Below are 25,829 nucleotides of genomic sequence, written 5' to 3'. Positions count from 1 at the left end.
AGACGCAGAGAGATCTTGGTAGGAAGTGGCCCCTATGAGGGCCGTTTCCTACCAAGATCTCCAAGCGCCCGGCGAGATCCGCCGGGGCGACCGGGGCAAGCGTGTTACGGGGCGCGAACGCGGCAGGGTGCCGAGCCGAGCACGGCGGAGCGGGGCGATCACGTCGCGTACCCGCCGCGGGTGACGCCCTGGTTGACGATCGCCACCGGGACGCCGCGCCGGGCCGCGCATGGCGGAGCGGGGCGAGCGTGCTTGGCCAGCGGGACGTGGCCGGTGTCGACCGCGAGGCCGCCGACGTCAGCGGCCGGACCCACGAGACCCCGAACAGCCCTCGCTCACCGGACGACATCAACTGTCCACCCCGTCCCCGCAGCCTCGCCGATCTTGCACTTTGGTGCCCCGCAATCCAGGTGAAAACGGGCGCCGCAAGGGCCCGAACTGCAAGATCGGCGAGGCGAGGGCGGGGGCGGGGGGCGGAGGGTTACGGGGTGGGGGCGCCTGTGTAGAACGCGGTGACGCGCTCGCCCGCCGCGTGTGCCTCGTCGGCGGGGGTGCCGGCCTCGATGCTTGCCTCTGTCCAGCTCCTGCTGGACTCGGTGACGAAACTGCGGCCCTCGTCCGAGGCCATCCACTCGGCCGCGGCGGCCGGGTCGACGCCCGTGCCGTCGGTCGCGAAGTGGGAGGCCAGCCCGACCAGCGCCAGGTCCCAGCCGATACCGACCGCGCCCGGGCCGTACTCGGCCCACCGCTGGTCGTCGACGTGCGCGACGTGTTCCAGCTCGAATCGGGTACGCCCCGGGCCCGCCTCGCGCAGCCGCACCTCGATCCAGCTCACCTCGCCGCCGAACTCCCAGGTGGCGGCGAAGCCGTGCGGCGGGTCGCAGCGTTCGACAGTGCCGGCGGCGTTGCCCTCCAGCTGGTAGCGGCCGCCGAGGCTCAGGTCGCCGGAGACGGGCAGGAACCAGCGGGGTATCCGCTCCGGGTTGGTGCAGGCGTCGAAGACGTCGGCCAGCGGCGCGTCGTACGTCTGGGCGATGGTGAGCACCCGCGCCTGCCCGGCGGGAAGCGTACGGTCGCCGATGCGGCGCTCGACGGCGCTGATCTGTCCGGTCACGTCGATCACGGTTCGGTCCTCTCGTCGGTGTCGTCTGCGCGCAGCCGTCGTTCGCGGCGGCCCCTGGCCAGCTCGGTGGCGAGCGCGGCCAGCGGCGGCGTCCAGAAGCGGCGGAACCCGGCCAGCCACGCGTCGATCTCGCGCAGCGGGCCGGGGTCCACGGCGTAGAGCCGGCGGGTGCCCTCGGCGCGCACGGTGGTGAAGCCGTGTTCGCGCAACACCTTGAGGTGCTGCGAGACGGCGGGCTGGCTGATGCCGAACTCGCGCCGCACGGTGTCGCCGAGCGCCCCGGCGGGTTGCTCACCGTCGGCGAGCAGCTCCAGGATGCGGCGGCGGACCGGGTCGCCGAGGACGTCGAAGGCGTGCACAACGCCTTTGTATCAGAGTGGGCTTATATAAGCCAGCGCTGACGTACGCGGGACGCCCGTCGCACCCGGGCGCCCCGCGTACCCCCGTGGTCAGCCGCCGAGACGAGCGGCGACGGTACGGCGCAGCTCCGGCAGGCGGTCGTGCAGCAGGCCCGGGCACTGCGTGTTGTTGAAGTCCTTGTGCCCGTAGATCTCGGTGGGCGCGATGCCGTACTGCTGGCAGGTGAACGCGCAGAACGTCACGAGGCTGTTCCAGAGCGCCTGGGGCGGCTGCACGTCCACGTAGATGCCGTCGTTCTCGATGCCGATGGCCTGGCTGTTCTGCCCGACGCAGTGCGCGCCCTGCACCATGGTCTGGCCGTGCAGCAGCGCGTAGAGGCTGCCGTGCCGGCCCTCGGTCAGGTAGCCGCCCCGGCTGTTGGTGAAGTGCTGCCCGGAGTCGAGCCAGCCGTTGCTGTCCATGTGCAGGTTCTGGATGTCGCGCGAGTTGCGGTACGCCTGGGCGAGGCTGTAGTCGGTCGTGTTCGGAAACGCTGTGTGGTGCACGATGATCTTGTTGGGTCGGCTGGTCACCACGCTCACCGGCGACGAGGGCGGGCGGGCGCCCCAGGTCGCGCAGTTGGCGATGGTCGGCTGGTCGACACGGGTGGCGGCGGCCCGCGCGTCGGGGCCGGAGCCGATCTGGGTCAGCGCGCCGACGCCGGCGGCGGCGCCGAGCAGGACCGCGCCACGCAGCACGGCCCGCCGGGGGACAGGAACAGACATCGCAGCTCCTCGGGAGAGAGGGACGGCCGGGCGTGGCGGGACCGGCACCGCCCGCCACGCCCGGGCCGGGGTCAGCAGGGTCCGTTGCAGGCCAGGACGCGCAGCCGGTCGAGCGAGCCGTTCCAGACGTTCTGGTCGCCGGGGAAGACACCGGAGGAGGACCACTGCCAGAACGAGTACGTGCCCCAGCCCGCCGGCAGCGTGCCGACGCTGCTGGAGTAGCGGGCGATCCACAGTGGGTTGTTGGCGGCGAACTGCGAGGTGTTGCCGGTGCAGGTGCTCCACCAGTCGGTGGTGGTGTAGATGGTGGCCCACCGGCCGGTGCGGGCGTAGTACTGGTTGACGAACGAGGCGATCCAGCTGCGCATCGACGCCTGGCTCAGCCCGTAGCAGGTCGCGCCGTACGGGTTGTACTCGATGTCCAGCGCGCCGGGCAGCGTCCGCCCGTCCTTGGACCAGCCGCCGCCGTGGTCGACGAAGTAGTTGGCCTGGACGGCGCCGCTGGTGGTGTCGGGGCGGGCGAAGTGGTACGAGCCGCGGATCATCCCGACGTCGTAGGAGCCGTTGTACTGCTGGGCGAAGTACGGGTTGGTGTAGTAGGTGCCCTCGGTGGCCTTGACGTACGCGAACCGGGCGCCGTTGGCCCACGCCCCGGACCAGTTCACATTGCCCTGGTGGCTGGAGACGTCCATGCCGGGCAGTCCGGCCGGGGCGGCGGAGGCGGGGGCCGTCCCGGACAGGGTCGCGGCGGCGACGGTGACGGTGGCGAGCAGCGCGGCTCCGGCCGCGCGCAGCGCCGATCGGATCGATTCGTGCATCTGTCCTCCCTGGGGGTTGCCGCGCTCCGGCGGCGGGAGTATGACGAAAGGAACTGTCGTCATTAGTGCACAGGGCGGAGAGCCTTTTCAATAGAACGCATCGAAGAATCTCGTTGGATAGGGCGCTCAGCCGAGCTGGGCGAGCGCCTCGGCGGCGGCGCGCTCGCCGGCGGTCACCGCGCCCTCCAGGTAGCCGCTCCACCGGGTCGCGGTCTCGGTTCCGGCCCAGTGCACCCGCCCGGCCGGCGTCCGCAACTCCGGGCCGTGGTCGCGCCACGCGCCGGGCGGCAGCACGCCGCAGAAGCAGCCGCGCGTCCACTCGTCTGCCGACCAGTCGTACTCGACGAGGTCGTCGGGGCGCGCGGCGGCCGGGCCGAAGATCGCGGCGAGCGCGTCGCGCAGCGCGTCCCGGCGCGCGTCCGCCGGCAGCCGGCGCAGCGCCCGGGCCTGCGCGCCGTAGCTGAACGCGGTGAGGACCCCGCCCGGCGCGTCCGGCAGCGAGTTGTCCACCGTCTCGGTCAGCGGTCCGGTGTCCGTGCTGGACACCCCGGAGCGGCCGTCGGCCCGCCAGAACGGCGTCGGATAGAGCGCGTGGACCTTGAACGCCGCGCCCATCGGCATCCGCTGGGGCAGCCCGTCGCGCAGCGGCGACAGCGGCGGGTCGTACCGGATGCGCCCGGCCAGCGTCGGCGCCAGCGCGACCACCACCGCGTCGCCGTGGTGCGTCTCGTCGCCGGAGCGCACCCGCACGCCGCCGTCGTCCTGCGCGACGCCGTCCACCGGGGCGCGCAGGCGCAGGCTCCCGGGAGGCAGCGCGGCGGCCATCCGCTCGGCCAGCGCGGCCGGGCCACCGGCGATCCGGTCCTGCTGGGCGCCGCCTGCCATGCGCAGCAGCGGCCGGGTGCCGCCGCCGCTGCGCGGGTAGAACAGCATGTGCAGCAGCGAGACCTCGTCCGGCGAGGCGGCCAGCAGGCCACCGGCGAGCATCCGGCCGGCGTACCCGGCGGTGACCGGGCCGGCAGCGCTCGCGTCGAGCCAGCCGCCGAACGTGATCCGGTCCCACCGCGCCGCCCCCTCGGCCCGCCACGGCGCGGCCGGGTCGACACCGGCCGCCATCTCGTCCAGCGTGCCCAGCAGCCCGGACAGTCCCGGCGGCTCGCCGGTGGCCGGGCGCCCGCCGAGCAGCAGCGTCGGCGCGCCGTGCGCGGGGGAGGGGAACGTGGTCAGGCCGTACGCGGCGACGAGCGCGTACATTCGGTCCTGGGTGGGGCCGATCCACTGCGCGCCCAGATCGAGCCAGCCGCCGCCGGGCAGCGGGCGGCTGAGCGTCCGGCCGCCCACCCGGTTCCGCGCCTCCAGCACCCGCACCTCGGCGCCGGCCGCGTCCAGCGCGAGCGCGCAGGCCAGACCGGAGAACCCGGCGCCCACGACGACGACCCGGTGGCGGCGCACGCGACGGCGTACCCCGCTCCCGGCCGGATTCACCCGGCCCGGCGTGTCGAAACCGGCGTCAGTCGTTCGTGTGGAGGGTGAAGGGACGGCGCGGGGCCGTCCGACGGCGGTGAGGAGAAACCGATGAAGCAGTACCTGATCAGCATGTACCAGCCTGCCGGCGAGGGCCGCCCGGACCCGGAGTTCCTGGCCGGGGTGATGCGTGAGGTCGAGGCCATCGGCCGGGATCTGCGGGAGGCCGGGTGCTGGGTGTTCGGCAACGGCCTGCACGACCCGCAGACCGCCACCGTGCTGCGCCCGGCCGGTGACGAGGTGCTGGTCACCGACGGGCCGTTCGCCGAGGGCAAGGAGTACCTGGGCGGCGTCACCATCATCCGGGCGCCCGACCTGGACGCCGCGCTGGACTGGGGCCGCCGCTACGCGCTGGCCACCACGCTGCCGATCGAGGTCCGCCCGTTCCAGGGCGAGGGATGACCGAACTCGAACGGGTCTTCCGGGCCGAGTACGGCCGCGCGGTAGCCGTCCTGGTCCGTCTCCTCGGCGACATCGACCTCGCCGAGGAGGCGGTCCAGGAGGCGTTCACGATCGCCGTCTCGCGCTGGGCCGCCGACGGGCCGCCGCCCAGCCCGGCCGGCTGGATCATCACCACCGCCCGGAACCGGGCGATCGACAGGTTGCGCCGCGAGGCCACCCGGGCCGCCCGGCACGCCGAGGCCGCCCTGCTGCACGCCGCCGACCCGCCCGCCGAGGAGGGGCCCGTGCCCGACGACCGCCTGCGCCTGATCTTCACCTGCTGCCACCCCGCGCTCGCCGCGCCCGCCCGGGTGGCGTTGACGCTGCGCCTGCTCGGCGGCCTGAGCACCGCCGAGATCGCGCGCGCCTTCCTGGTGCCGGAGCGGACCATGGCGCAGCGTCTGGTCCGGGCCAAGGCGAAGATCCGTGACGCCGGTATCCCGTACCGGGTGCCGCGCGACGCCGACCTGCCGGACCGGCTGCGCGGGGTGCTCGCGGTGGTCTATCTGATCTTCAACGAGGGGCACACGGCCAGCGTGGGGGAGCGGCTGGGCCGCGCCGAGCTGGGCGCCGAGGCGATCCGGCTGGGCCGGCTGCTGGTGACGCTGATGCCGGACGAGCCGGAGGCGCTCGGCCTGCTCGCGCTGATGCTGCTCACCGAGGCGCGCCGGGACGCCCGGACCGGGCCGGACGGGGCGCCGGTGTCGCTGTCCGAGCAGGACCGTGGCCGGTGGGACCGGGAGCTGATCGCCGAGGGCCAGGATCTGGTCCGCCGGTGCCTGCGGCGGGACCGGCCCGGCCCGTACCAGATCCAGGCCGCGATCGGCGCGGTGCACGCGGACGCGCCCACCGCCGCGGCCACCGACTGGCGGCAGATCCTCGCGCTCTACGACCGGCTGGCGGCCGTCACGCCCGGACCGGTGGTGGCGCTGAACCGGGCGGTCGCGCTGGCCGAGGTACGCGGACCGGCTGCCGCGCTGGCCGAAGTGGACCGGCTGGACCTGACCGGATACCACGTGTGGCACGCGATCCGGGCCGACCTGCTGCGCCGCCTCGATCGTCCGGCGCAGGCCCGGGTCGCGTACGACGCGGCGATCGCCGGCACCGGCAACGCTGCGGAGCAGACGTTCCTGCGCCGTGCCCGCGACCGGATGGCGGGATGATCACACCGACGGTGCACGTTGGAGGCCGGTTAACCCGGGAAATGAACCGTGATCGTCTGGGCATTGACGCGGCGGCAGAGAAAAGTACACTCCCGGTGTAATTAGTTTTCCCGCTCCGTCGACCGGCACGAGGTGACGATGAGCCCACCGGCCACCCCCGCCGACGATCAGGGCCTGACGCTGCACCACGTCGGCGTACGCTTCGGCGGCCTGGTCGCCCTCGACGACGTCTCGCTGCGCGTACCGCCCGGCCGGGTCGTCGGCGTGATCGGGCCCAACGGCGCCGGCAAGACCACGCTGTTCAACGTGGTCTGTGGCTTCGTCCGCCCGACCGAGGGCTCGCTCACCCTCGACGGCCGGCCGTTCCGGCCCCGCCCGCACGCCCTCACCCGGCTCGGCATCGCCCGCACGCTCCAGGGCGTCGGACTGTTCGGCGGGCTGACCGTGCTGGAGAACGTGGTGGCCGGCGCGAGCCACACCGCACGGGCCGGATTCGCCGCCGCGCTGTTCGGCCTGCCGCGCAGCGGCCGCGACGAGCGGCGGCTGCGCGCCCGGGCTCTGGACCTGCTCGCCGAGCTGGGCATCGACAAGTATGCCGACGCCCCGCCGGGCACCCTGCCCTACGCGGTACGCAAGCGGGTCGCGCTGGCCCGCGCGCTGATCGCCCGCCCCCGGCTGCTGCTGCTCGACGAGCCGGCCGGCGGGCTCGGCGCCGACGACGTGGCCGAGCTGGCCGACCTGGTCCGCGCGTTGCCGGACCGGGAGGACGGCTGCGCCGTGCTGCTCGTCGAGCACCACATGGACCTGGTCATGTCCGTCTGCCACGACCTCGTGGTGCTCGACTTCGGCAAGGTGATCGCCGCCGGGTCCCCGGAGAGCATCCGCGACGACCCAAGGGTCACCGAGGCGTACCTGGGCGCCGAGGTGCCCGCCGAGGGGAGCGCGTCGTGACCGCCGTGCTGGAGGTGGAGGCGCTCAGCTGCGGCTACGGCCCGGTGCCGGTGCTGCGCGACGTCGCGCTCACCGTCCCGGCCGGCACCGTCACCGCCGTGCTCGGCGCCAACGGCGCCGGGAAGACCACGCTGCTGCGTACCCTCTCGGGTCTGCTGCGGCCCACCAGCGGCCGGATCCGGTACGCGGGGGAGGACCTGCGCGGCGTCCGGGTGGAACACCTGGTCCGGCGCGGACTGGCGCACGTGCCGGAGGGGCGCGGCGTGGTGACCGAGCTGACAGTGGCGGAGAACCTGCGCCTGGGCGGGCTGTGGCGGCGCGACCGGGTCGACGCCCGGCGCGCGCAGGACGAGGTGTACGAGCTGTTCCCGGCGCTGGCCCGCCGCCGCGACCACGCCGGACACCAGCTCTCCGGCGGCGAACGGCAGATGCTCGCGATCGGCCGCGCGCTGATCGCCCGGCCCCGGCTGCTGCTGCTCGACGAGCCGTCGCTCGGGCTGGCGCCCAAGGTCACCGCGCAGATCATGGCGCTGCTGCGGCGGCTGCGCGACGAACAGGGGCTCACCGTGCTGCTGGTCGAGCAGAACGTGCGCAGCGCGCTCTCCGTCGCCGACCAGGGCATCGTCATGTCGCTCGGACGTGTGGTGACCGCCGCGCCGGCCGCCCGGCTGCGCGACGACGACCAGCTCCGGCACGCGTACCTCGGATTCTAGGAAGGGGTCGCGGATGGAGCGGTTCTGGTTCCTCACCTTCGACGGGCTCGCCGGCGGGGCGGTCTACGCGGCGTTCGCGCTCGCGCTGGTGCTCATCTGGCGGGCCGCCCGGGTGGTCAACTTCGCCCAGGGCGCGATGGCGGTGGCCACCGCCTACGTCGGCTACGCGGTCGTCTCCGCCACCGGCTCGTACTGGCTGGGCCTGGCCGCCGCGATCCTGTCCGGACTGGCCCTGGGCGCGCTGGTGGAGCGGGTGCTGATGCGGTTCGCCGGCCCCGGCGGCCCGCTCAACCAGGTGATCGTCGCGCTCGGGCTGGTGCTCGTCATCCAGGCGGTGCTCGGCATGATCTTCGGCAACGAGTACCGGCCCGCCCCGGCGCCGTTCGACACCGACGCGCTCACCATCGGCGGGGTGGCCGCGCTGTCCCCGTACGACCTCTGGGTGCTCGGCGCGGCGCTCACTGTGGTGGCGCTGCTCGCGGTGCTGTTCACCCGTACCCCGGTCGGGCTGCGGATGCGGGCCGCCGCGTTCGCCCCCGAGGTGTCCCGGCTGCTCGGCGTCAGCGTCGGCCGGATGCTCACACTGGGCTGGGCGCTCGCCGCCGCTGTCGGCGCGCTGGCCGGGATGCTCGTCGTCCCCACCGGACTCGGCCTGCACTCGCACGCCATGGACCTGGTCTTCGTGATCGCGTTCACCGCCGCCGTGGTCGGCGGCCTGGACAGCCCGGTCGGCGCCGTCGTCGGCGGCCTGCTGGTCGGGCTGATCCTGTCCTACGTCACCGGCTACCTGGGACCGGACACCACCCCGCTGGCCGTCCTGGTGCTGCTGCTGGCTGTCCTGCTGGTCCGCCCCGGCGGGCTCTTCTCCGCGGCGAGAGCGAGGCACGTGTGACGACCACCCCCACCGAGACCGCGCCCGCGCCGGCGTCCCCGCTGCGCCGGCTGCTCCCGGGCGCGCCGGCCGGACGCGAGCCGCGCGGCTCCACGCTGTTGCGCCACCTCGCCGTGGCCGTGTTCGTCGGCACGCTCGTCGTGCTGGTCACCAACCAGCTCGCGCCGTACCAGAACCTCCAGGTGGCCCGCGTCTGCGCGTTCCTCTGCGTCACCGCCGGGCACACCGTGCTGGTCGGGCTCAACGGCCAGCTCTCCCTCGGGCACGGCGCGCTGATGGCCACCGGCGCGTACACCGTGGCGCTGACCCAGCAGGCCCTCGACGAGCGGGCCGTACGCGGGTGGTGGACGCTGCCGGCGTCGCTGCTCGCGGGGGTCGCGGTGACCGCGCTGGGCGGGCTCGTCGTCGGGCTGGCGGCGGCCCGGCTGCGCGGCCCCTATCTGGCCGGTGTGACGCTCGCCGTGGCGACGCTCGTCCCGGCGGTCACCACGATCTTCACCGGCGTGTTCAACGGCGAACAGGGGCTGTCGTTCCCGGCGCAGACGCCACCGGCCGCGCTCGGCGCCTACTTCCAGCCCGAGCGCTGGCTGGCCTGGATCGCGCTGGCCGCCGCCCTGCTCACCATGCTGCTGCTGGCCAACCTGGTGCGCAGCCGCTTCGGCCGGTCGCTGCGGGCGGTCCGCGACGACGAGGTCGCGGCCCGGCTCGCCGGTATCCCGGTGGCCCGCACGCAGGTGCTGGCGTTCGTCGTCAGCGCCGCGTGCGCCGGCCTCGGCGGCGGCGTGTACGCCATGCTCACCGCCACCGTCGCGGCCGGCAAGTTCCCGCTGGACCTGTCGCTGTTCCTGCTCATGGCGATCGTGATCGGCGGGCTGGGCAGCCTGGCCGGCGCGGTCTGGGGAGCGCTGCTGCTGGTGGCGCTGCAGGACCTGCCCGGCCTGCTCACCGAGCACCTCAGCCTGTCCGCCGGGCTGGCCCAGCGGCTGGAGGGCAACCTCGCGCTCGCCGTGTTCGGCCTGGTCCTCATCGTCGTCATGCTCGCCGCCCCGGGCGGCCTGCAGGGCGGGGTGCGTGCCCTCACCACCCGCCTGCGCAGGGCCGTCCGCCGTCGTCCCGCCCCCCGCCGGTCGCCGGACCGCTGACCTCACCGGTTCCACCCACACCGTTCGCACCGTCGCACCGGAATGGAGAACCATGCGCACCACCACCCGCCGCGTTCTCGCGGCCGCCGCCGGCCTGGCCCTGCTGGCCGCGTTGCCGGCTTGCGCCGACGACGAGAAGCAGGCCGCCGAGAACGTTCCCGGCGTCAGCGACTCCGAGGTCGTCATCGGCACCCATCAACCACTCACCGGACCGGCCGCGCCCGGCTACTCGAAGATCTCCGCCGCCACCAAGGCGTACTTCGAGCACGTCAACAGCAAGGGCGGCGTGCACGGCCGGAAGATCGTCTACAAGGTCATGGACGACGGCTACAACCCGGCCAACACCGAGAACGTGGTCCGCAAGCTGGTGCTCGACGACAAGGTCTTCGCGCTGCTCGGCGGCCTCGGCACGCCGACGCACACGAACGTTCTGGAGTTCGTCAAGACGCAGCGGGTGCCGGACCTGTTCGTCGCCTCCGGCAGCCGCAACTGGAACCAGCCGGACAAGTACCCGACGACGTTCGGCTGGCAGCCCGACTACACGGTCGAGGGCAAGATCCTGGCCAGCTACGTCAAGCGCGAGTTCCCCGGCGCTAAGGTCTGCCACTTCGGGCAGAACGACGACTTCGGGCGGGACTCGCTCGCCGGGGTGGAGCAGGTCCTCGGCCCGGTCGCGGCGAAGCAGACGTACACCAGCACCAACCAGCAGGTCGGCCCGGCGATCGGGGCGCTGCGTGCGGCCGGCTGCCAGGTGGTCATCTCGGCGACCATCCCGGGCTTCACCGCGCTCGCCATGGGCCAGGCCGCCGGGCAGGGCTTCAAGGCGCAGTGGGTGGTCTCCAACGTGGGCGCCGATTACACCACGCTGGCCGCCCAGCTCGGCGACAAGAAGGTGATCCTCGAGGGCATGGTGGCCGACAACTACCTGCCGAACGTGAGCGACACCGCGAACCCGTGGATCCAGGAGTTCACCAAGATCCACCAGAAGTACAACGCCGGCAACCCGGTCGACGGCAACGCGATCTACGGCTACTCGATGGCGTACACGTTCGTCCAGGCGATGCTCGCCGCCGGGCCCGACCCCACCCGGGAGAAGCTGATCGAGGCCGTGCGCAAGGGCGGCTTCCGCGGGCCCGGCCTGGTTCCGTTCCGGTACGCCGACGGCGTGCACGCCGGCTACGGCGGCGTGCGGCTGACCAAGGTGAGCAACGGCGCGCAGGCGTACTTCGGTCCCGCGTACACCACCGACGACGGTGACGGCGCGGTCACCGAGTTCACCGAGCCGCCGACCGCACCGCCGGCGGACGCCGTACCGACCCCCTGACCTCGCTCGTGCCGCCGGGCAGCCGGGTGCCTGCTGCCCGGCGGCACGACCGTAGAGTGGCCGCCGGTACCCGAGCAACAGGAGAACCCGTACCCATGATCGAGCTGGAGACCGACCCGCCGGAACGGGTGGACGGCCGGGCGGCGCGGGCCGAGCGGACCCGGGCCGCGATCGTGGAGGCGCACCTGGCCCTGATCGACTCCGGTGACCTGCGGCCCACCGGGGAGCGGATCGCCGAGCGGGCCGGGGTGTCGCTGCGCACGCTCTGGACCAACTTCAAGGACATGGAGACGCTGTTCGCGGCGACCGGGCGGCGCGTCGGCGAACGGCAGGCAGCCGCCTGGCGGCCGGTGTCGCCGGAGCTGCCGCTGACTGCCCGGATCGCCGCGTTCTGCGACCAGCGCGCCCGGCTGCTGGAGCTGCTGGCGCCCTCGGCCCGCGCGTCGGCGCTGCGGGAGCCGTTCTCCCCGCAACTGCGCCGCAACCGGGAGGCGGCCGTCGCCCGGGTCCGCCACGAGATCGAGGCGGTGTTCGCCCCGGAGCTGGCGCAGGCCGGGCCGGACCGGGACCAGTTGCTGGACGCGCTGACGGTGGCCGGCACCTGGTCGGCCTGGTCGATGATGCGCGACTCGATGGGGCTCGACGTGGACGCCGCCCGCGCCGTGATGGCCCGTACGCTCGGCGCGCTGCTGGTCGACGCGATCGCCGCCGGCCTGCGCTGAGCGCTCCCGGCTGCCTGCGCCGAGCGCCCCGGCGGCCGGTCAGGCGATCTCGCCGGTGGTGGCGATCTCGCCGAGCTGGCCCAGCGTGCTCAGGTAGGCGTCGTGCAGCTCGTCGGTGGCCGCCGTGCACGCGTCGGAGACGGTGACGATGCGGTACCCGTTGTCGACCGCCTGGTAGGCGGTGGAGGCGACGGCCAGGTTCGTCGCGACGCCGGTGAACACGACGGTCCGCACGCCCCGGCCGCGCAGGATCAGGTCCAGTTCGGTGCCGGAGAATCCGCCGAGCCGGGTGGAGGTGACGACGACGTCGCCGGGCTGTCGCGCGACCTCGTCGACGATCCGGGTCTTCGGGTCGCCCTCCAGGAACGCCCCGCGCTCCCTGATCATCGCGAAGCTCGGGGTGTTGGCGACCAGGTCGGGATAGCCGGGCCGGTAGGCGACACGGGTGAAGACCACGAGGCCGCCCGCCGCCCGCGCGGCGGCGGCGACCCGGGCCGCGTTCGCCGCCACGCCGTGCCGGGCCACCTGGTCGGCGAAGAACGGGCCGAAGACGCCGTCCGGGCTGACCACCTCGTGTTGCCAGTGGACGCCCACGACCGCGGTGTCTGTCCAGTCGATGCGCTGCATGTCGGTTCCCGTCACGGTGCGGAGAGCTGCTGCGGCGCCAGCTCGTAGCGGCTCAGGCCGCCGGCGGCGGTGCTCCTGCCGAAGGCGTCCCGGCGTCCCCAGCGGCCGGGGACATCGAGCAGCGCCACGTAGTCGAGGCTAGCAGGCAGGGCGGGCCGGGCCACGAGATCGTCGCCGACCGGCCGGAGGCCGAGCATCGTCCGCAGGAGCAGCAGTGGCGCCCCGGCCGACCAGGCCTGCGGGCTGCACGCGGTCGGATACCGGATCGGGTAGCGGGTCTCGGACCGGGCGTGCCCGGCGAACGCCTCCGGCAGCCGGCCGTCGTAGAAGGCCGCCGCGTCCAGGATGCCGGCCGCGATGCGGGCCGCCTCGTCGGCGTAGCCGTAGCGCCGCAGTCCCCAGGCGATGAACGAGTTGTCGAACGGCCAGATGGTCCCGACGTGGCAGCCCACCGGGTTGTAGCGGGCCTCGCCCTCGGCCAGCGTGCGGACACCCCAGCCGCTGAACATCGCCGGTGACATCAGGTGCCGCACCAGGGCCTCGGCCTTCGGCTCCTCGACGATGCCGCTCCACAGCAGGTGGCCGATGTTCGACGACAGGGCGTCCACCTTGCTGCCGTCGCCGTCGAGCGCCAGCGCCACGTACTCGCCGTCGTCGATCCAGAAGTCGTGGTTGAAGCGGCGCTTGAGTTCGGCGGCGTCCCGCTCCAGCCGGTCCGCGTACGCCGGGTCGTGCCAGATCTCGCGGGCCAGCCGGGCGGTGCGCACCTTCGCGTCGTACGCGTACCCCTGGAGTTCGCAGGTGGCGCGCGGGAAGCCCGGCAGCCGGCCGTCGCGGTAGGAGATGCTGTCCCAGGAGTCCTTCCAGCACTGGTTCTCCAGGCCGTTCACCGGGTTGCGCCGCTCATAGGAGACGTACCCGTTGCCGGCCCGGTCGGCGTAGTGGTCGATCCAGTCGACGGCCGCCCGCGCCTCCTGCTCCACCGCGCGGACGAGGGCGGCGTCGCCGGTCCACCGTTCGTACTCGTCGAGCAGCACGAGGAACAGGGGAGTGGCGTCGGCGCTGCCGAAATAGGGGCTGTGTGGTGTCTCGTCGAAGACGGTCAGCTCGCCGTAGCGCATCTCGTGCAGGATCCGGCCCGGCTCCTCCTCCCGGAAGTCGTCGATCCGGCTGCCCTGCCGGAAGGCGAGCACGGTGAGCGTGGTGGCGGCGAGTTCGGGTGCGAACGGCAGCGCCTGGAGGCTGGTGAGGATGCTGTCGCGGCCGAACAGGCTCATGAACCAGGGCAGCCCGGCGGCCAGCACGCACCCGGTCCCGGCGAGGAACGGGCTGAACCGCAGCGCGGCCAGGTCGATGAGGCTCTGCCGGTAGGTGTTCTGCAACGGTCCCCAGCTGGTCTCCAGCCGCGGTGCCCGGTCCAGCCACTCCCGTAGCTCGGCGGGCTTGTTGCGGGCGTGGCCCTCGACCCGTCCGGGCAGGCTGAGCCGCTCCAGCCCCCGGGGCAGGCTGAGGTCCGGCTCGGCGGTCAGCCGGGTCTGCCACCGGCCGTGCGGCTCGATGTGCACGCGCAGCGTCAGGCCGCCCTCGTCCACCTCCGCCGGAGCCGTCGCCGACACGATCGTCTCGCGGCGGTAGCGTTCGCGCTGGTATCCCAGGACGAGCCGCGGGCCGTCGACCCGCCGGTAGTGCCGCCCCTCCCGGTTCGTCGCGCCCTCCTTGACCGCGAAGAGGTCCGCGAAGTCCGCGTCCACCTCGATCCGCACGGTCAGGTCGACGGGCCGCCGGTCGTTGTTGACCAGGACCAGGTCCTCGTGGAGTCCGCTGTTCAGCCTGTGGGTGCGGCGCACCTCGAGCGTGCTGTTGACGTAGACGTCCTGAGCGCCCGGGACCAGGTAGAACCGGTTCTCGAAGTACTGGATGTCGTCGATCGACAGCGTGCTGAGCCGCTCGCCGTCGATGGTGAGCTGCCACCGGGACAGCAGGCGGGTGTCGTGGGCGAACAGACCGTGGGTGCCGTCGGCCGCCGGGACGATGTCGCCCGCCCGGTCGCAGACCAGGAAGATCGTCCCGTCGAAGATGCCGACGTGATCGTCACCCATGATCGTCTCCCCGGTGTGGTTCCGGGCGGGAGCCGGGCGGGGAGGGGAACAGCCGGCGTACGGTCGCGAACAGCCGCGGGCTGCCCTCCACCTCGGCCTCGCCCCGCAGGACGGTGGTCAGGAAGTACGCCTCGCCCCGGGCGATCCGGTCGAAGACGGCCCGGTCCGCCCGGACGATCGCGTCCCCGCCGGTGGCCTGCCGTGCCGCGGTGACCTCGCCCCGCGCGATGGAGACCAGCCAGTGGTCGACGGACCCGTCACCGGCGATGTCGAACCGGACGGTGCCCTCGTGGAGCGCTGTCAGCCCGCGCTGCCTGCGCTGCCCCAGGCTCCGGAAGAACTCTTCGGTGGCGTCGACCATCGGCCCTCCTCCCGATGGCGCTATTCCCCGCTACGGGGCCTGTCGCCTCACCCGGAACGGGTGAAACCGGGGAAGCCGGAGACCTAGTCCTCGCGCAGGCGGCGCAGGATGCGGGCCAGCTCGGCCTGGTCGCCCGGCGAGAGCACGCCGAAGAACCGTTCCGCCTCGGTGGCCCGTGCCTGCCGGATCGCGGTTCCCACCCGCTCGCCCTCGCCGGTGGGCGCGACGAGCGTGGCCCGCCTGTCGGCCGGGTCGGGGCGGCGTTCGACCAGCCCGCGCTCCTGCAATCCGTCGATCACCTCGGTGGCCGAGCGCGGCGCGATGCGCAGGTGCTCGGCGAGCGCGCCGGGGCGCAGCGCGCCGTGGCGCATCAGCACGCCGAGCGCCCGCGCCTGCCCGGGGCTGATCTCCCACGGCGCAAGCGCGCGCTTGGTCTGGTGCCGCAGCCGGCGGGTCACCGCCCAGAACGTCTCGGCCAGGCTCTCGTCGCTGCCGTCCACGGGGAATACGGTAACAGGCTTTCGTGTTGTTCCCCCATGTTGAGGTAACCTCAGCATTGTCCCCCCACATGAGGAGCACCCTTGGATCGCATCCCCGACGGCCGCCGCGACGGCCGAACCGTCTCCCCGGCCGAGAAGGCCCAGGCCCGCGACGTGTCCCTGCGCCGGATCGGCGGCCTGTTCACCGCCCACCGAGGCCCGCTCGCCACCGTGGTGGCGATCATCGTGGCGTCCTCGATCATCGCGATGGCCACGCCGTTCCTGCTGCGTACCGTGATCGACAGGGCCCTGCCCGAGCGTGACCTGACCCTGCTGGCCTGGCTGGTCGCGGGCATGGTCGCGGTGGCAGCTGTCACCTCCGTGCTCGGCGTCGCGCAGACCTGGATCTCCACCCGCGTCGGCCAGCAGGTCATGCACCGGCTGCGCGCCGACGTCTTCGCCCACCTCCAGCGGCAGTCGATCGGCTTCTTCGTGCGCACCCGCACCGGCGAGGTCCAGTCGCGCATCACCAACGACATCGGCGGCATGCAGGCGGTCGTCACCTCCACCGCCACCTCGATCGCCGCCAACCTCACCACCGTGGTCGCCACCACCATCGCCATGCTGGCGCTGAGCTGGCGGCTCACCCTCGTGTCAGCGGTCGTGCTGCCGCCCGCGCTCTGGCTCACCCGCCGCGTCGCCCGGCTGCGCCGGGAGATCACCGCCCAGCGCCAGCGCGAGCTGGCCGACCTCACCGTGACCATCGAGGAAGGGCTGTCGGTCAGCGGCGTCCGGCTGGCCAAGACCCTCGGCACCGGCCCGGCCCTGGTCGACCGGTTCACCGCGTCCTCGGCCCGCCTGGTCGACCTGGAACTGCGCTCCGAGCTGGCCGGACGCTGGCGGATGGCCGCCATGAGCATCGTCTTCGCCGCCATCCCCGCCGTGATCTACCTCGGCGCCGGGCTGCCCGGCACCGCCGGCACGCTCACCATCGGCACGCTCGTCGCGTTCACCGCCCTCCAGGGCAACCTGTTCCGGCCGCTGATGGGGCTGCTCAACGTGGGCGTCACGCTCACCGCGTCCCTCGCGCTGTTCGCCCGCATCTTCGAATACCTCGACCTGCCCGTCGAGGTCGCCGAGCCGGCCCGCCCGGTCCCGCTCGACCCGGCCACCGCCCGCGGCCACCTGCGCGTCGAGGACGTCACCTTCAGCTACCCGGGCAGCGACACCGCGGCCCTCGCGGGCGTCAGCCTGGACGTCCCGGCCGGCACCAGCCTCGCCCTGGTGGGGGAGACCGGCTCCGGCAAGAGCACGCTCGCCGCGCTGATCAGCCGCCTGCACGACCCGGACGCCGGCCGCATCACCATCGACGGGATCGACCTGCGCGACCTGCGCGCGGCCGACCTGGCCGCCGTCGTGGGCGTGGTCAGCCAGGAGACGTACCTGCTGCACGGCACCGTGCGGAACAACCTGCGGTACGCCCGCCCGGACGCCACCGACGCCGACATCGAGGCCGCCACCCGCGCCGCCCGCATCCACGACCTCATCGCCGCGCTGCCCGACGGGTACGACACCATGGTCGGCTCGCGCGGCCACCGCTTCTCCGGTGGCGAGCAGCAGCGCCTGGCGATCGCCCGGACCCTGCTGCGCGACCCGCGCATCCTGGTGCTGGACGAGGCGACGAGCGCGCTGGACACCGAGACCGAACGCGCGGTCCAACGGGCGCTGGACGAGCTGGCCCGGGGCCGCACCGTGGTGACCATCGCGCACCGGCTCTCCACCGTGCGCGACGCCGACCGCATCGCCGTGCTCGACCACGGCCGGATCGTCGAGTCCGGCACCCACGACGCGCTGCTGGACCGGCGCGGCCGCTACGCCGCCCTGGTCGGCTGACGTACGCGCGCCCGGCCCGGCCACCGCCGGCGGTCGACGGAGATGTAGAAAACTTTTGCCCTGACATTCATCTGTGTAGCTATTTACCCGTCCGGGCGGCGGCCCTAGCATCGATCTACATCGTTGTCGATGAAGAGGAGAGGCGATGTCCCTGACGTTCACCGCTGCCCGGATGCGCGTGCCCGCGATGCTCACTGTCGCCGTCGTGGCCGGTGCCATGCTCGGCGTGCAGCCCGCGCAGGCCGCCCGGCCGGGTTTCCGGATGCCGTTCCTGTGCGGCCAGACCTGGCAGGGCAACAACTGGAACGGGCACAGCCCGGCCCACGCCATCGACTGGAACCACTACGACGCCAACGGCAGCCCCGACGACCTCAACCGCCGGACGGTCGCCAGCGCCGCCGGCACCGTGCTGGAGTCGTACTACTCCACCACCTCCGGCTACGGCAACACCATCGTCATCGGGCACGGCGACGGCTGGCGCACCCGGTACGCCCACCTCAACTCCCGCGCGGTGGCCACTGGTGACACCGTGAAGCGCGGCGACGTCATCGGCCGGGTCGGCGCGACCTCGGCGAAGTACGACCTCAGCCCGCACCTGCACTACGAGCAGATCCACAACGGCAGCGTCGTGGTCGCCGTCGTCCAGGGCGTCACCTGGTCCGACGGGCTGAAGCGCAACCAGAAGAGCACCAACGGCTGCTGATCGCAGGCGGTGGGCCGCCCGGCCGAAACCCGATCTGCAAGACGTGATTTATGGCTCGCCAATAGGTAGAGTGGCGCGGTGCGCAGTGGGGTGCAGGCTCAGATGCCGGTGCTGTACGTCGGCGACGCCGACGCGGCCGGGAGGTTCTACGCGCTGTTCGGCTACACCGGGCAGCCCGGTGGGGACGGGCGGTTCCATCTGCGCTGCGGCGAGCTGACCCTGCTACTCGTCGAGGCCACAGCGGTCCCGGCCGCGCTCTACCTCCACGTCGACGACGTCGCCGCGACCACCGACCGCCTCGTCGCGGCCGGCCACCCGGTCGACCAGGTGCCCGGCGGCGAGTGCCGGACCATCGACCCCGACGGCAACACGGTCCTGTTCACCCGGTCGCCGGTCCGGCCCGCCCCGGCCCCGCAGGCCGAGCCGGACGGCCGACCCTCGCACGTCCGCCGGGCCGCCGCAGTGGCCGCCCGGCGCGACGGCGCGCCCGCCCACTGCCAGATCGGCGGACCGCGCGGCGAGCCCTGCGCCGACCCGGCCGAGGTCAAGCTCGCCGACTCCTGGGGCGACACCGTCTGGGGCTGCCTGACCCACGCCGACGAGACGCTTGTCAACGCGCGTGGCGCGTTCCTGGCCACCGAGGACGCCACCGGCCTCGCCGCGTACCTGACCGCCCGCCGGACCCGCCCAGAGGAGGCCGCCGTAGCGGGCTGACCGCCGCCGTCCGCGCGTGCGGCGCGGCGGACTTCCGTGTCAGACCGCCGGCGGCTGCGGCTCGCCGGGACGCGGTCGCTGACCCGGGGCCGTGCGCGGCGCGGGCGGGGGGAGCAGCGGCTCCAACGGGAACAGGTCGGCCGGCCCGTTGGCGTCCGGCGCGCGCGGGGAGGGCCTCGCTCCCGTCGCCTCCGGCTCCCGGTCGCGCCGGTCCCGCTCGTCGGCGAACTCGGCGCGGCGGCGGGCCAGGTCGCGCTCGCACTCCAGCGCGATGCGCTGCTCCCAGTACGGCTGGAGCAGCCTGCGCACCCGCTCGTCCAGATGCACTGTGACGTCCGGCTCGCAGGCGAACCTCACCTCCCCGCGCGCGTACGTCCACGGCGGCGGATCGTCCTCGGCGAGCGCGGCGGTCAGCGCGGCGTGCAGGTCACGCGGCCGGTGCGGCGGCACCTCGACCGCGTGCCGGACAGCCAGCCGGTGCAGCCGCTGCGTGGCCTGTTGCTGGAAGTAGTCGACGTACCAGCCGAACAGCTCCGGCCGGGCGGTCTCCGACGACCAGGTGTAGGTGGCCCGGACCAGGAACACGTACACCTGGCCCTGCGCCGGCACCACGAGCGGCTCCGGGGCGCGCCGGTCGACGGTGGTCACCGGCGTCTCCGGCTCCTCGGTCCACCAGAGCTGCCGCAGCGTGGGCTGCGCGCCGTCCCAGAAGCGCCGGGTCCGCACCCGCGCCGCGTCGCCGAGCGCGCGTGCCCGTACCCGCCAGCGCCGCCAGCCGTCGCGCGGCGCGGGCCGCTGGTCGGCCGGCCCCGGATCCCCCGGCACCGCGGTCATCGCACCCCCTCCATGCCGGATCGCGGCACCGCGTCCCGCGGCGTCACCGGGACGCGCGGGCCGTCGGGCGAGGGGTGGCGGACTGCCCTGGCGGTCCGCGATCCACGCTAACAACAGCGACCGGTGTACGCGCGCAGCCGCGCGGACGGCTCCGCCCCGCCGGTTGACCGATCGGACGAGCCGTCCCGTAGTCCTATCCGTGGGACTCGGGGCGGGTTCGGTCCCGTTCACGAGACCGACCATCCAAACTCGATCGGCATGCCTTGATCTGTTATCGAAGCGCTTCGTAGCGTGAGGCTCCGCGATGCTTCGGGGGAGGACCAGAACGCATGGGCGTAGACGCTCGCCACGCCGCCGGCCAGACCGTGACGTACATGCGGTCCCTGGCGGAGCGGCAGTACGACCGGGTCTGGACTCCGGACTTCCTGCACCTCACCCCCGACGTGCAGGGCTTCGCCGTCTTCCACCGCGGTGGCCTGGTGCTGGTCTACGGCGCGGTGTCGCCGGAGGACCCGGCCCGCTGGGTCTTCCGGATGGCCTGCGCGGCCGGCGCCGACGTGCCGGACATCTCCGGGGCCATGGCCTGGGCGAACATCCGCAACCGGCTGGCCGAGGCGGGACGCTACTACTGCGTCGTCAAGCCCGACCAGAGCGCCTGCCACGTGGTGTTCGCGCTGGATGTCCGCAGTCCGCTGCTCGACGACGCCACCGCGCCCGACGCGCAGGCGTTGCGGGAACTGTTGCACTTCTCGCTCGCGGCGTGCGTGCACAACGCCGTGGCGGACTTCCGCGACCTGGCGTCCTATCTGCCGGCGCGTCCCCTCGCCCCGACCGAGATCGACGCCTGGACCCTGTTCGCCGGCACGCAGGACTGATCCCGCGGCAACGGTTCGTCGGCCCGGCGCAGTCCGGCGAGCCGCACGAAGATCTCCCGCTTGCTGGTGGCGGCGCCGCGACTGTTGAGCACGTAGCCGGTCAGCCAGATCCAGCCCATGTGCGTCACCTCGGCGCCGACCGACACGACCCGGAACGTCAGCGCCCGGTCGCCGCCGAACTGCACCGACGCCCGGCCGTCGACTCGCAGCAGGTCACCGGGTTGCGGCGCACGCATCGCTACCAGTGGCCGTCGTTCGGCGGGCGGCACTCGCGGGCGTGCATGGCCTGCCAGTCACGCAGGGCGCGCTTCAACCTGTCGTTCTCCTGCGCGAGCAGGCGTACCTGCCGGTGCAGTTCCGTCAGCTCGTCGGCGACCCGGGCCTGGAACTCGCGTACCTGATCGGGGTCGACGCCCCGTCGATGCGGGTCGAACGCGTGGGTGCGCACCTCGTGCGCGGTCATCCCGGCCGGTGGGCCGCTCAGGTGGGGCCGGCCGGATCGATACAGCGTCACTTCGGTCCTTCCAGGATCAGCGGACAGGTGCGGTGGGTCTGGAAGGGCGGGCCGTCCGCACGCCGGCCCGGGCGGCCCGCCCGCTCCGCCCTCGCAGCCCGGATCGGCGGTACGGAGGCGGAGCAGTCCGGAGGGTCGGGACGGGTACGCGCACCCGCCCCGACCGGGGGATGAGCCGAACTCGTTGCCACGCGAGGAACGGCCCGGAGTCAACTTATCTAGACATGTCAGATGAGTCAACGTTACTTGTTAGGCGCGTCGCGGTGTGATCGAATCGGGTCGCCACGCGAGGAGTGCCATGCGAGAAGTGCCGGATTACTGGCGCATCGCCGACGATGTGATCGCCGATGTCAGAGGGAAGAAGCTGAAGCCGGGGGACAAGCTGCCCTCCATCGCTGAGCTGCGCGATCGCTACCGCGTGAGTCATGGGACCGTCCAGATGGCGTATGCGCGTCTCGAAGCGTTGCGGGTGATCCGGCGACAGCAGGGCAAGGGCGTCTTCGTGACGGACCCGAAGACCTGGATGCGGGAGCCCTGACCAACCCAGTCGGATACGCGACCTCGCCGGGGGTAGCGGCAAGATCCATCGGTAATGCACGCTGGGCGGCGTGAAAGCCTTCGTCGGGGTCACGGACGAGAAGTGGTATCGGTTCCTGGCCGCGCGTCCCGACCTGAACGAAGTCAACTTCTGGCGCCCGTCGGGTGGTGCCTTCCGCGCGCTCACGCCGGGCGAACCGTTCCTCTTCAAGGCCCACTACCCGCTCAATCGGATCGTCGGCGGGGGCTTCTTCAGCGGGTTCACACAGTTGAAGATCTCGGAGGCGTGGGCCCTGTTCGGCGAGGGGAATGGCGTCGCGAGCCTGGACGACATGCGGCATAGCGTCGGGCGGTACCGGAGGCAGCCGATTGCGCCGGGGGAGGATCCCGTCATCGGCTGCGTCTTCGTCCGGGACAGCGTCTTTTTCTCGGACGGTTCCACAGCAGATCCGCCGCCCGGGTTCGCACCCAACGTCGTCCAGGGCAAGACGTACGACCTCGCTGAACCAGCTTCAGCGGGCTACTTCCGCCTGCTGCTGCACCGTCTTCTGGGCGGTGAAGTCGAGCTGGACCTCAGCGAGCCGTGGCATCGTCCCGGTCCGGTTTACGGCGATCCACGGCTCGTCCCGCAGCGACTCGGCCAGAAGTCCTTCAAGGCGGTGGTGCTCGGCGCATACGGCCGGCGCTGCGCCATCACGGGCAACAAGGTGCAACCGGTGCTGCAAGCAGCACACATCCGGCCGCTCCCCGAGGGTGGTGAACATCGGATCGACAACGGACTGTTGCTCAAGTCCGACGTGCACATCCTCTTCGATCACGGATACCTGGGCGTGGACCCGAAGTATCGCCTGATGGTGAGCCCGCGCCTGCGTAGTGAGTTCGGAAACGGCGACCAGTTCTACGCCAAGGTCGGCTCTGTGATCGCGATTCCGGAGCGACGTGGTGACCGTCCCAGCGCGGAGTTCTTGGAGTGGCACCTGGACACCGTGTTCAAGGCGGCCTGAGCGCTGAGGAGCCACGGCTACCCGGTAGATCTTGGTAGCAAATGGCCCTCATGGGGGCCCAAATCTTCCAAGATCTCCTGGCCTCTCACCCCGTGGACTGCGAATCCCGAAGGAGTGCCCTCCTGCACCGTCGGCGCCGCCGAGAAATCGACGCAACAACATTTATGGATGTTCGGATGGTGTCGGCGCGTCGATCGTGCTGGTCGGATGGCGGAACGGACATCGCCGTTCGACGATGACAGGAGGGACCGTGCGCACACCATCCCGTGCGTTGACGGGGACCACCGCGCTGCTGCTGGCAGCCGGTCTGGTCCTGACCGCCGCTGGCGGCGGCCAGGCGGCACCCCGGGAACAGACCCGTACCCAGGCGCCACCCGACCACCTGCCGGGCGACCGGCACGACACCAAGGCCACTGACAACCGCAAGGGCCGCGTCGCCGCCACCGAGCGCCAGCGGGACCGGGCCGCCGCGCTCGGCGCGCGCGTGCGCTGGACCGACTTCGGTACGCCCGCCACGCTCACCTCGACCGGCAAGCCGCTCGCGACCGGACTGCCCGCCGACCCGGCCGCCGCCGCGCGCGCGTACGTGGCCGCCAACCGGGACGTGCTGGGCCTGACCGCCGAGGGCGCCGCCGCACTGGAGCTGCTCACCGTGGCGCCGATGGGGCAGGGCGCGACGGTGCTGTTCCGGCAGCGCTTCGGTGATCTGCCGGCCGCCGTCGACGGCATGCTGTCGGTCGGCGTACGCGACAAAGCGGTGTGGCACGTCAGCTCCTCGCTCGCCCGCGACGCCGGTACGCCGGCCCCGGCCACGATCAGCGCCGAGCAGGCCCGCAAGGCGGCGATCGCCGACGCCGGCCGCGCCGACGCGCAGGTCATGCGTACCTCATTGGTCGCGGTGCCCACCGCGGACCGTGGGCCGCGCGCGGCGTGGGAGGTGGTCCTCGGCGCGGACACCACCGGCGCGGACCCGGCCGCCTACTCCACCTACGTGGACGCCCGCGACGGCGCCGTGCTGGTCCGCGAGGACCTCATCGACCACGCCTCGGACCACCCGTCCTGGGAGGTCTTCCCGAACTCGCCCCGCGTCGACAGGTCCTCCGTCGACACCCGCAAGCGGTGGTGCGCCGTGCCGGCGCGCGGCTGCGCCGATGTGGTCGGCGTGCCGGGGCACCCGGCGTGGGACGTGGACCCGGCGACCGGGGAGTCCACCACCACGACCAAGGGCAACAACGCGATCGCCGTGCAGAACTGGTTCAGCAACGACCCGTTCAGCGTCGGCACCGAGACCGCCACGCCCCGCCCGGACCGCAGGTACGCCTACCCGTGGACGAACCAGTGGCAGGAGCAGCGCTGCAACCCGGAGGTGTTCACCTCGCCGCGCGCCAACGACATCGACGCGGCGCGGGCGAACCTGTTCGCGATGCACAACCGGATGCACGACTGGACCTACCACCTCGGGTTCACCGAGGAGACCTGGAACATGCAGCAGGACAACCTGGGCCGGGGAGGTCTCGCTAACGACCCCGAGCAGGGCAACGCCCAGGCCGGTGGGGTCAGCGGCGGCCCGCCGACGTTCCCGGCCCGCAACAACGCCAACCAGATCACCCCGCCGGACGGCGTCGCGCCGACCACCAACATGTACCTGTGGCAGCCCACCGCCGGCTCGTTCTACGCGCCCTGCGTCGACGGCGACTTCGACATGTCGGTGATCGCCCACGAGTACGGCCACGCGGTCACCAACCGCATGATCGCCGGCCCGAGCGCCGGGGTCAGCACCCCGCAGGGCATGAGCGAGAGCTGGTCGGACCAGCTCGCGATGGAGTACCTTTTCGAGCACGGGTACGCCGCGCCCGGCCGGCGCGGTTTCACCATCGGCGAGTACACCACGCAGGACCCGAACGCCGGCATCCGCAACTACAACATGAGCGACAGCCCGCTGAACTACAGCTCGCTCGACTACGACTTCGTCGGCCTCCAGGTGCACGCCTCCGGCGAGGTGTGGAGCGCCACCAACACCGACATCCGCGCGGCCATGATGCGCCGCTGGGGCAGCGGCACCCCGGCCGTGCAGAAGGCGTGCGCCACCGGCGCCCGCGACGTGACCGCCTGCCCCGGCAACCGGCGCTGGATCCAGCTTGTCTTCGACTCGTTCCTGCTGATGTCGGTCAGCCAGGTCAGCATGGTCGACGCCCGGGACGCGATGCTCGCCGCCGACCGGATCCGCTTCGGCGGGGCCAACCAGGACCTGCTCTGGAACGCGTTCGCCAAGCGCGGCCTGGGGGAGGGCGCGGCCAGCGTCGGCCACACCGACCCCGACCCCACGCCGGGCTTCACCTCCCCGTACGCCCGGGAGGGCTCGCTGCGGCTCCTGCCGGTGGGTGAGCGCGGGCCGGTGGCCGGAGCGCAGCTGTTCGTCGGGCGCTACCAGGCGCGGGCCGTGCCGGTCGCGGACACCGACGCGGCGACGCCGCTGACCGACCGGGTGGACCTGGTGCCCGGCACGTACGAGTTCGTGGTGCGGGCCCCCGGCTACGGGCACACCCGGGTCGGCCCGGTGACGATCAAGGCGGGTCAGAACCGGACGCTGCCGGTGACGTTGCGACCCAACCTGGCCTCCGCGACCACCGGCGCGACGGTCGCCGGTGACGGGATCAACCTGCCGCAGATCGTCGACGACGACGAGGCCACCAACTGGGCCTCGCTCGGCGTGCCGGTCGCCGGCCGGCAGGTCACCGTCGATTTGGCCGGCGGCGTCCAGCAGGTACGCCGGGTGCAGGTCAGCGCGATGCTGCGCCCGCCGGTGGCCGGTGACGCGGACGCGGGCACCCAGAGCCGGTACTCCGCGGTGCGGCAGTTCCGGGTCCTGGCCTGCACCGCGCAGGGGCCGGTGACGTGCGCCGACGCGGCCGACTTCCGGCCGGTCTACACCAGCAAGCCGGACGCGTTCCCGTCGGTGGCGCCGCGTCCCCGGGCGCCGGAGCTGATCATGCGGTCCTTCGGCATCCCGCGTACCACTGCCACGCACCTGCGCGTCGAGGTGCTGACCAACCAGTGCACCGGCGCGCCGGACTACGCCGGTGAGCAGGACGACGACCCGAGGGCGGCGACCGACTGCACCACCGCCAGCCCGCAGGCGCAGAACGTGCGGATCGCCGAGTTCCAGGTGTTCTCGCACTAGCTCCACGCGGCGGGTGCGGACGGGCGGCTCGGGTCGTCCGTCCGCACCCGCCGCCGTGTGTTCACGCGGGG

Annotated in this window: 27 protein-coding genes; 15 read left to right on the top strand and 12 right to left on the bottom strand. The window is 73.0% G+C overall.

What is annotated here, in order from left to right; all coding sequences use genetic code 11:
- Positions 1-481: 481 nt before the first annotated feature.
- The 5 genes from MicB006_RS13135 to MicB006_RS13115 all read right to left on the bottom strand — a co-directional run bounded on the left by MicB006_RS13135 (position 482) and on the right by MicB006_RS13115 (position 4,550).
- Positions 482-1,123: an SRPBCC family protein gene (locus tag MicB006_RS13135; protein WP_116506355.1), complete on the bottom strand. Its 642-nt coding sequence runs from the start codon at positions 1,121-1,123 to the stop codon at positions 482-484.
- A complete protein-coding gene (locus MicB006_RS13130) occupies positions 1,120-1,482 on the bottom strand; it encodes a helix-turn-helix transcriptional regulator (RefSeq protein ID WP_116506353.1) in 363 nt (120 codons plus the stop codon). The genes MicB006_RS13135 and MicB006_RS13130 overlap by 4 nt, the downstream gene beginning before the upstream one ends.
- Before the next feature lie 90 nt (positions 1,483-1,572).
- Positions 1,573-2,247 carry a peptidoglycan recognition family protein gene (locus tag MicB006_RS13125; RefSeq protein WP_116506351.1) on the bottom strand — a complete coding sequence of 225 codons (675 nt, stop codon included), beginning with the start codon at positions 2,245-2,247 and terminating at the stop codon, positions 1,573-1,575.
- 71 nt (positions 2,248-2,318) lie between these two features.
- The gene (locus MicB006_RS13120; RefSeq protein ID WP_116506349.1) at positions 2,319-3,065 is read right to left on the bottom strand and encodes a lysozyme; all 747 of its coding nucleotides are present in this window, start codon (positions 3,063-3,065) and stop codon (positions 2,319-2,321) included.
- 126 nt (positions 3,066-3,191) lie between these two features.
- A complete protein-coding gene (locus MicB006_RS13115) occupies positions 3,192-4,550 on the bottom strand; it encodes an NAD(P)/FAD-dependent oxidoreductase (RefSeq protein WP_225980724.1) in 1,359 nt (452 codons plus the stop codon).
- A 90-nt stretch (positions 4,551-4,640) separates the two neighbouring features.
- Between MicB006_RS13115 and MicB006_RS13110 the strand changes: the two genes are divergently transcribed.
- The 8 genes from MicB006_RS13110 (at position 4,641) to MicB006_RS13075 (ending at position 11,937) form a co-directional block, all read left to right on the top strand.
- Positions 4,641-4,991 (top strand): YciI family protein, encoded by a 351-nt coding sequence (locus MicB006_RS13110; RefSeq protein WP_013286726.1) that lies wholly within the window; start codon positions 4,641-4,643, stop codon positions 4,989-4,991.
- On the top strand, positions 4,988-6,193 hold the full coding sequence (locus tag MicB006_RS13105; RefSeq protein WP_116506345.1) for an RNA polymerase sigma factor: 1,206 nt from the start codon (positions 4,988-4,990) through the stop codon (positions 6,191-6,193). The genes MicB006_RS13110 and MicB006_RS13105 overlap by 4 nt, the downstream gene beginning before the upstream one ends.
- A 138-nt stretch (positions 6,194-6,331) precedes the next feature.
- A complete protein-coding gene (locus MicB006_RS13100) occupies positions 6,332-7,144 on the top strand; it encodes an ABC transporter ATP-binding protein (RefSeq protein ID WP_116506344.1) in 813 nt (270 codons plus the stop codon).
- Entirely contained in the window at positions 7,141-7,857 is a 717-nt protein-coding gene (locus tag MicB006_RS13095) for an ABC transporter ATP-binding protein (RefSeq protein ID WP_116506342.1), read from the top strand. The genes MicB006_RS13100 and MicB006_RS13095 overlap by 4 nt, the downstream gene beginning before the upstream one ends.
- 13 nt (positions 7,858-7,870) lie before the next feature.
- Entirely contained in the window at positions 7,871-8,749 is an 879-nt protein-coding gene (locus tag MicB006_RS13090) for a branched-chain amino acid ABC transporter permease (RefSeq protein WP_116506340.1), read from the top strand.
- Positions 8,746-9,891: a branched-chain amino acid ABC transporter permease gene (locus MicB006_RS13085; RefSeq protein WP_116506338.1), complete on the top strand. Its 1,146-nt coding sequence runs from the start codon at positions 8,746-8,748 to the stop codon at positions 9,889-9,891. The genes MicB006_RS13090 and MicB006_RS13085 overlap by 4 nt, the downstream gene beginning before the upstream one ends.
- Positions 9,892-9,943: 52 nt before the next feature.
- Positions 9,944-11,215 carry an ABC transporter substrate-binding protein gene (locus tag MicB006_RS13080; RefSeq protein ID WP_116506336.1) on the top strand — a complete coding sequence of 424 codons (1,272 nt, stop codon included), beginning with the start codon at positions 9,944-9,946 and terminating at the stop codon, positions 11,213-11,215.
- Between the two features lie 95 nt (positions 11,216-11,310).
- On the top strand, positions 11,311-11,937 hold the full coding sequence (locus MicB006_RS13075; RefSeq protein WP_116506335.1) for a TetR/AcrR family transcriptional regulator: 627 nt from the start codon (positions 11,311-11,313) through the stop codon (positions 11,935-11,937).
- 39 nt (positions 11,938-11,976) lie between these two features.
- Here the strand turns inward: MicB006_RS13075 and MicB006_RS13070 are convergent, their stop codons facing one another.
- From MicB006_RS13070 to MicB006_RS13055, 4 genes are all read right to left on the bottom strand, one after another.
- Positions 11,977-12,564, bottom strand: a complete 588-nt coding sequence (locus tag MicB006_RS13070) for a cysteine hydrolase family protein (RefSeq protein WP_116506333.1) — start codon at positions 12,562-12,564, stop codon at positions 11,977-11,979.
- A gap of 11 nt (positions 12,565-12,575) precedes the next feature.
- Complete coding sequence (locus MicB006_RS13065; protein WP_116506331.1) at positions 12,576-14,663, bottom strand: glycogen debranching N-terminal domain-containing protein; 2,088 nt, start codon at positions 14,661-14,663, stop codon at positions 12,576-12,578.
- Entirely contained in the window at positions 14,656-15,024 is a 369-nt protein-coding gene (locus MicB006_RS13060; protein ID WP_116506330.1) for an SCP2 sterol-binding domain-containing protein, read from the bottom strand. The genes MicB006_RS13065 and MicB006_RS13060 overlap by 8 nt, the downstream gene beginning before the upstream one ends.
- 83 nt (positions 15,025-15,107) lie before the next feature.
- Complete coding sequence (locus MicB006_RS13055; protein WP_116506328.1) at positions 15,108-15,524, bottom strand: MarR family winged helix-turn-helix transcriptional regulator; 417 nt, start codon at positions 15,522-15,524, stop codon at positions 15,108-15,110.
- A gap of 90 nt (positions 15,525-15,614) precedes the next feature.
- Between MicB006_RS13055 and MicB006_RS13050 the strand changes: the two genes are divergently transcribed.
- The 3 genes from MicB006_RS13050 (at position 15,615) to MicB006_RS13040 (ending at position 18,813) form a co-directional block, all read left to right on the top strand.
- Positions 15,615-17,396, top strand: coding sequence for an ABC transporter ATP-binding protein (locus MicB006_RS13050; RefSeq protein ID WP_370013483.1), 1,782 nt, complete (start codon positions 15,615-15,617; stop codon positions 17,394-17,396).
- Positions 17,397-17,541: 145 nt separating this feature from the next.
- Complete coding sequence (locus MicB006_RS13045; protein WP_116506324.1) at positions 17,542-18,099, top strand: M23 family metallopeptidase; 558 nt, start codon at positions 17,542-17,544, stop codon at positions 18,097-18,099.
- A 78-nt stretch (positions 18,100-18,177) separates the two neighbouring features.
- Positions 18,178-18,813 (top strand): VOC family protein, encoded by a 636-nt coding sequence (locus MicB006_RS13040; RefSeq protein ID WP_116506322.1) that lies wholly within the window; start codon positions 18,178-18,180, stop codon positions 18,811-18,813.
- Between the two features lie 39 nt (positions 18,814-18,852).
- On the opposite strand, the gene MicB006_RS13035 is transcribed toward MicB006_RS13040, so the two are convergent.
- Positions 18,853-19,647, bottom strand: a complete 795-nt coding sequence (locus tag MicB006_RS13035; protein WP_116506320.1) for a hypothetical protein — start codon at positions 19,645-19,647, stop codon at positions 18,853-18,855.
- Positions 19,648-19,976: 329 nt separating this feature from the next.
- On the opposite strand from MicB006_RS13035, the gene MicB006_RS13030 reads away from it, so the two are divergent.
- Positions 19,977-20,522 (top strand): hypothetical protein, encoded by a 546-nt coding sequence (locus MicB006_RS13030; RefSeq protein ID WP_116506318.1) that lies wholly within the window; start codon positions 19,977-19,979, stop codon positions 20,520-20,522.
- Here the strand turns inward: MicB006_RS13030 and MicB006_RS13025 are convergent.
- Together MicB006_RS13025 and MicB006_RS13020 are read right to left on the bottom strand one after the other, a co-directional pair.
- Positions 20,450-20,758 (bottom strand): hypothetical protein, encoded by a 309-nt coding sequence (locus MicB006_RS13025; protein ID WP_116506316.1) that lies wholly within the window; start codon positions 20,756-20,758, stop codon positions 20,450-20,452. The genes MicB006_RS13030 and MicB006_RS13025 overlap by 73 nt on opposite strands.
- Positions 20,759-20,760: 2 nt before the next feature.
- A complete protein-coding gene (locus tag MicB006_RS13020) occupies positions 20,761-21,036 on the bottom strand; it encodes a DivIVA domain-containing protein (protein WP_116506314.1) in 276 nt (91 codons plus the stop codon).
- A 298-nt stretch (positions 21,037-21,334) separates the two neighbouring features.
- Between MicB006_RS13020 and MicB006_RS13015 the strand changes: the two genes are divergently transcribed.
- The 3 genes from MicB006_RS13015 to MicB006_RS13005 all read left to right on the top strand — a co-directional run bounded on the left by MicB006_RS13015 (position 21,335) and on the right by MicB006_RS13005 (position 25,758).
- Positions 21,335-21,574 carry a winged helix-turn-helix domain-containing protein gene (locus MicB006_RS13015; RefSeq protein WP_116506312.1) on the top strand — a complete coding sequence of 80 codons (240 nt, stop codon included), beginning with the start codon at positions 21,335-21,337 and terminating at the stop codon, positions 21,572-21,574.
- Between the two features lie 70 nt (positions 21,575-21,644).
- The gene (locus MicB006_RS13010) at positions 21,645-22,577 is read left to right on the top strand and encodes an HNH endonuclease (RefSeq protein WP_116506310.1); all 933 of its coding nucleotides are present in this window, start codon (positions 21,645-21,647) and stop codon (positions 22,575-22,577) included.
- A gap of 271 nt (positions 22,578-22,848) precedes the next feature.
- Complete coding sequence (locus tag MicB006_RS13005; RefSeq protein WP_225980723.1) at positions 22,849-25,758, top strand: M36 family metallopeptidase; 2,910 nt, start codon at positions 22,849-22,851, stop codon at positions 25,756-25,758.
- The last annotated feature ends 71 nt before the right edge of the window (positions 25,759-25,829 follow it).

This window comes from Micromonospora sp. B006 (assembly GCF_003408515.1).
GTDB lineage: Bacteria > Actinomycetota > Actinomycetes > Mycobacteriales > Micromonosporaceae > Micromonospora > Micromonospora echinospora_A.
Note: the sequence above shows the minus strand (reverse complement) of the source record. Positions and strands in the feature narration are given on the sequence as shown.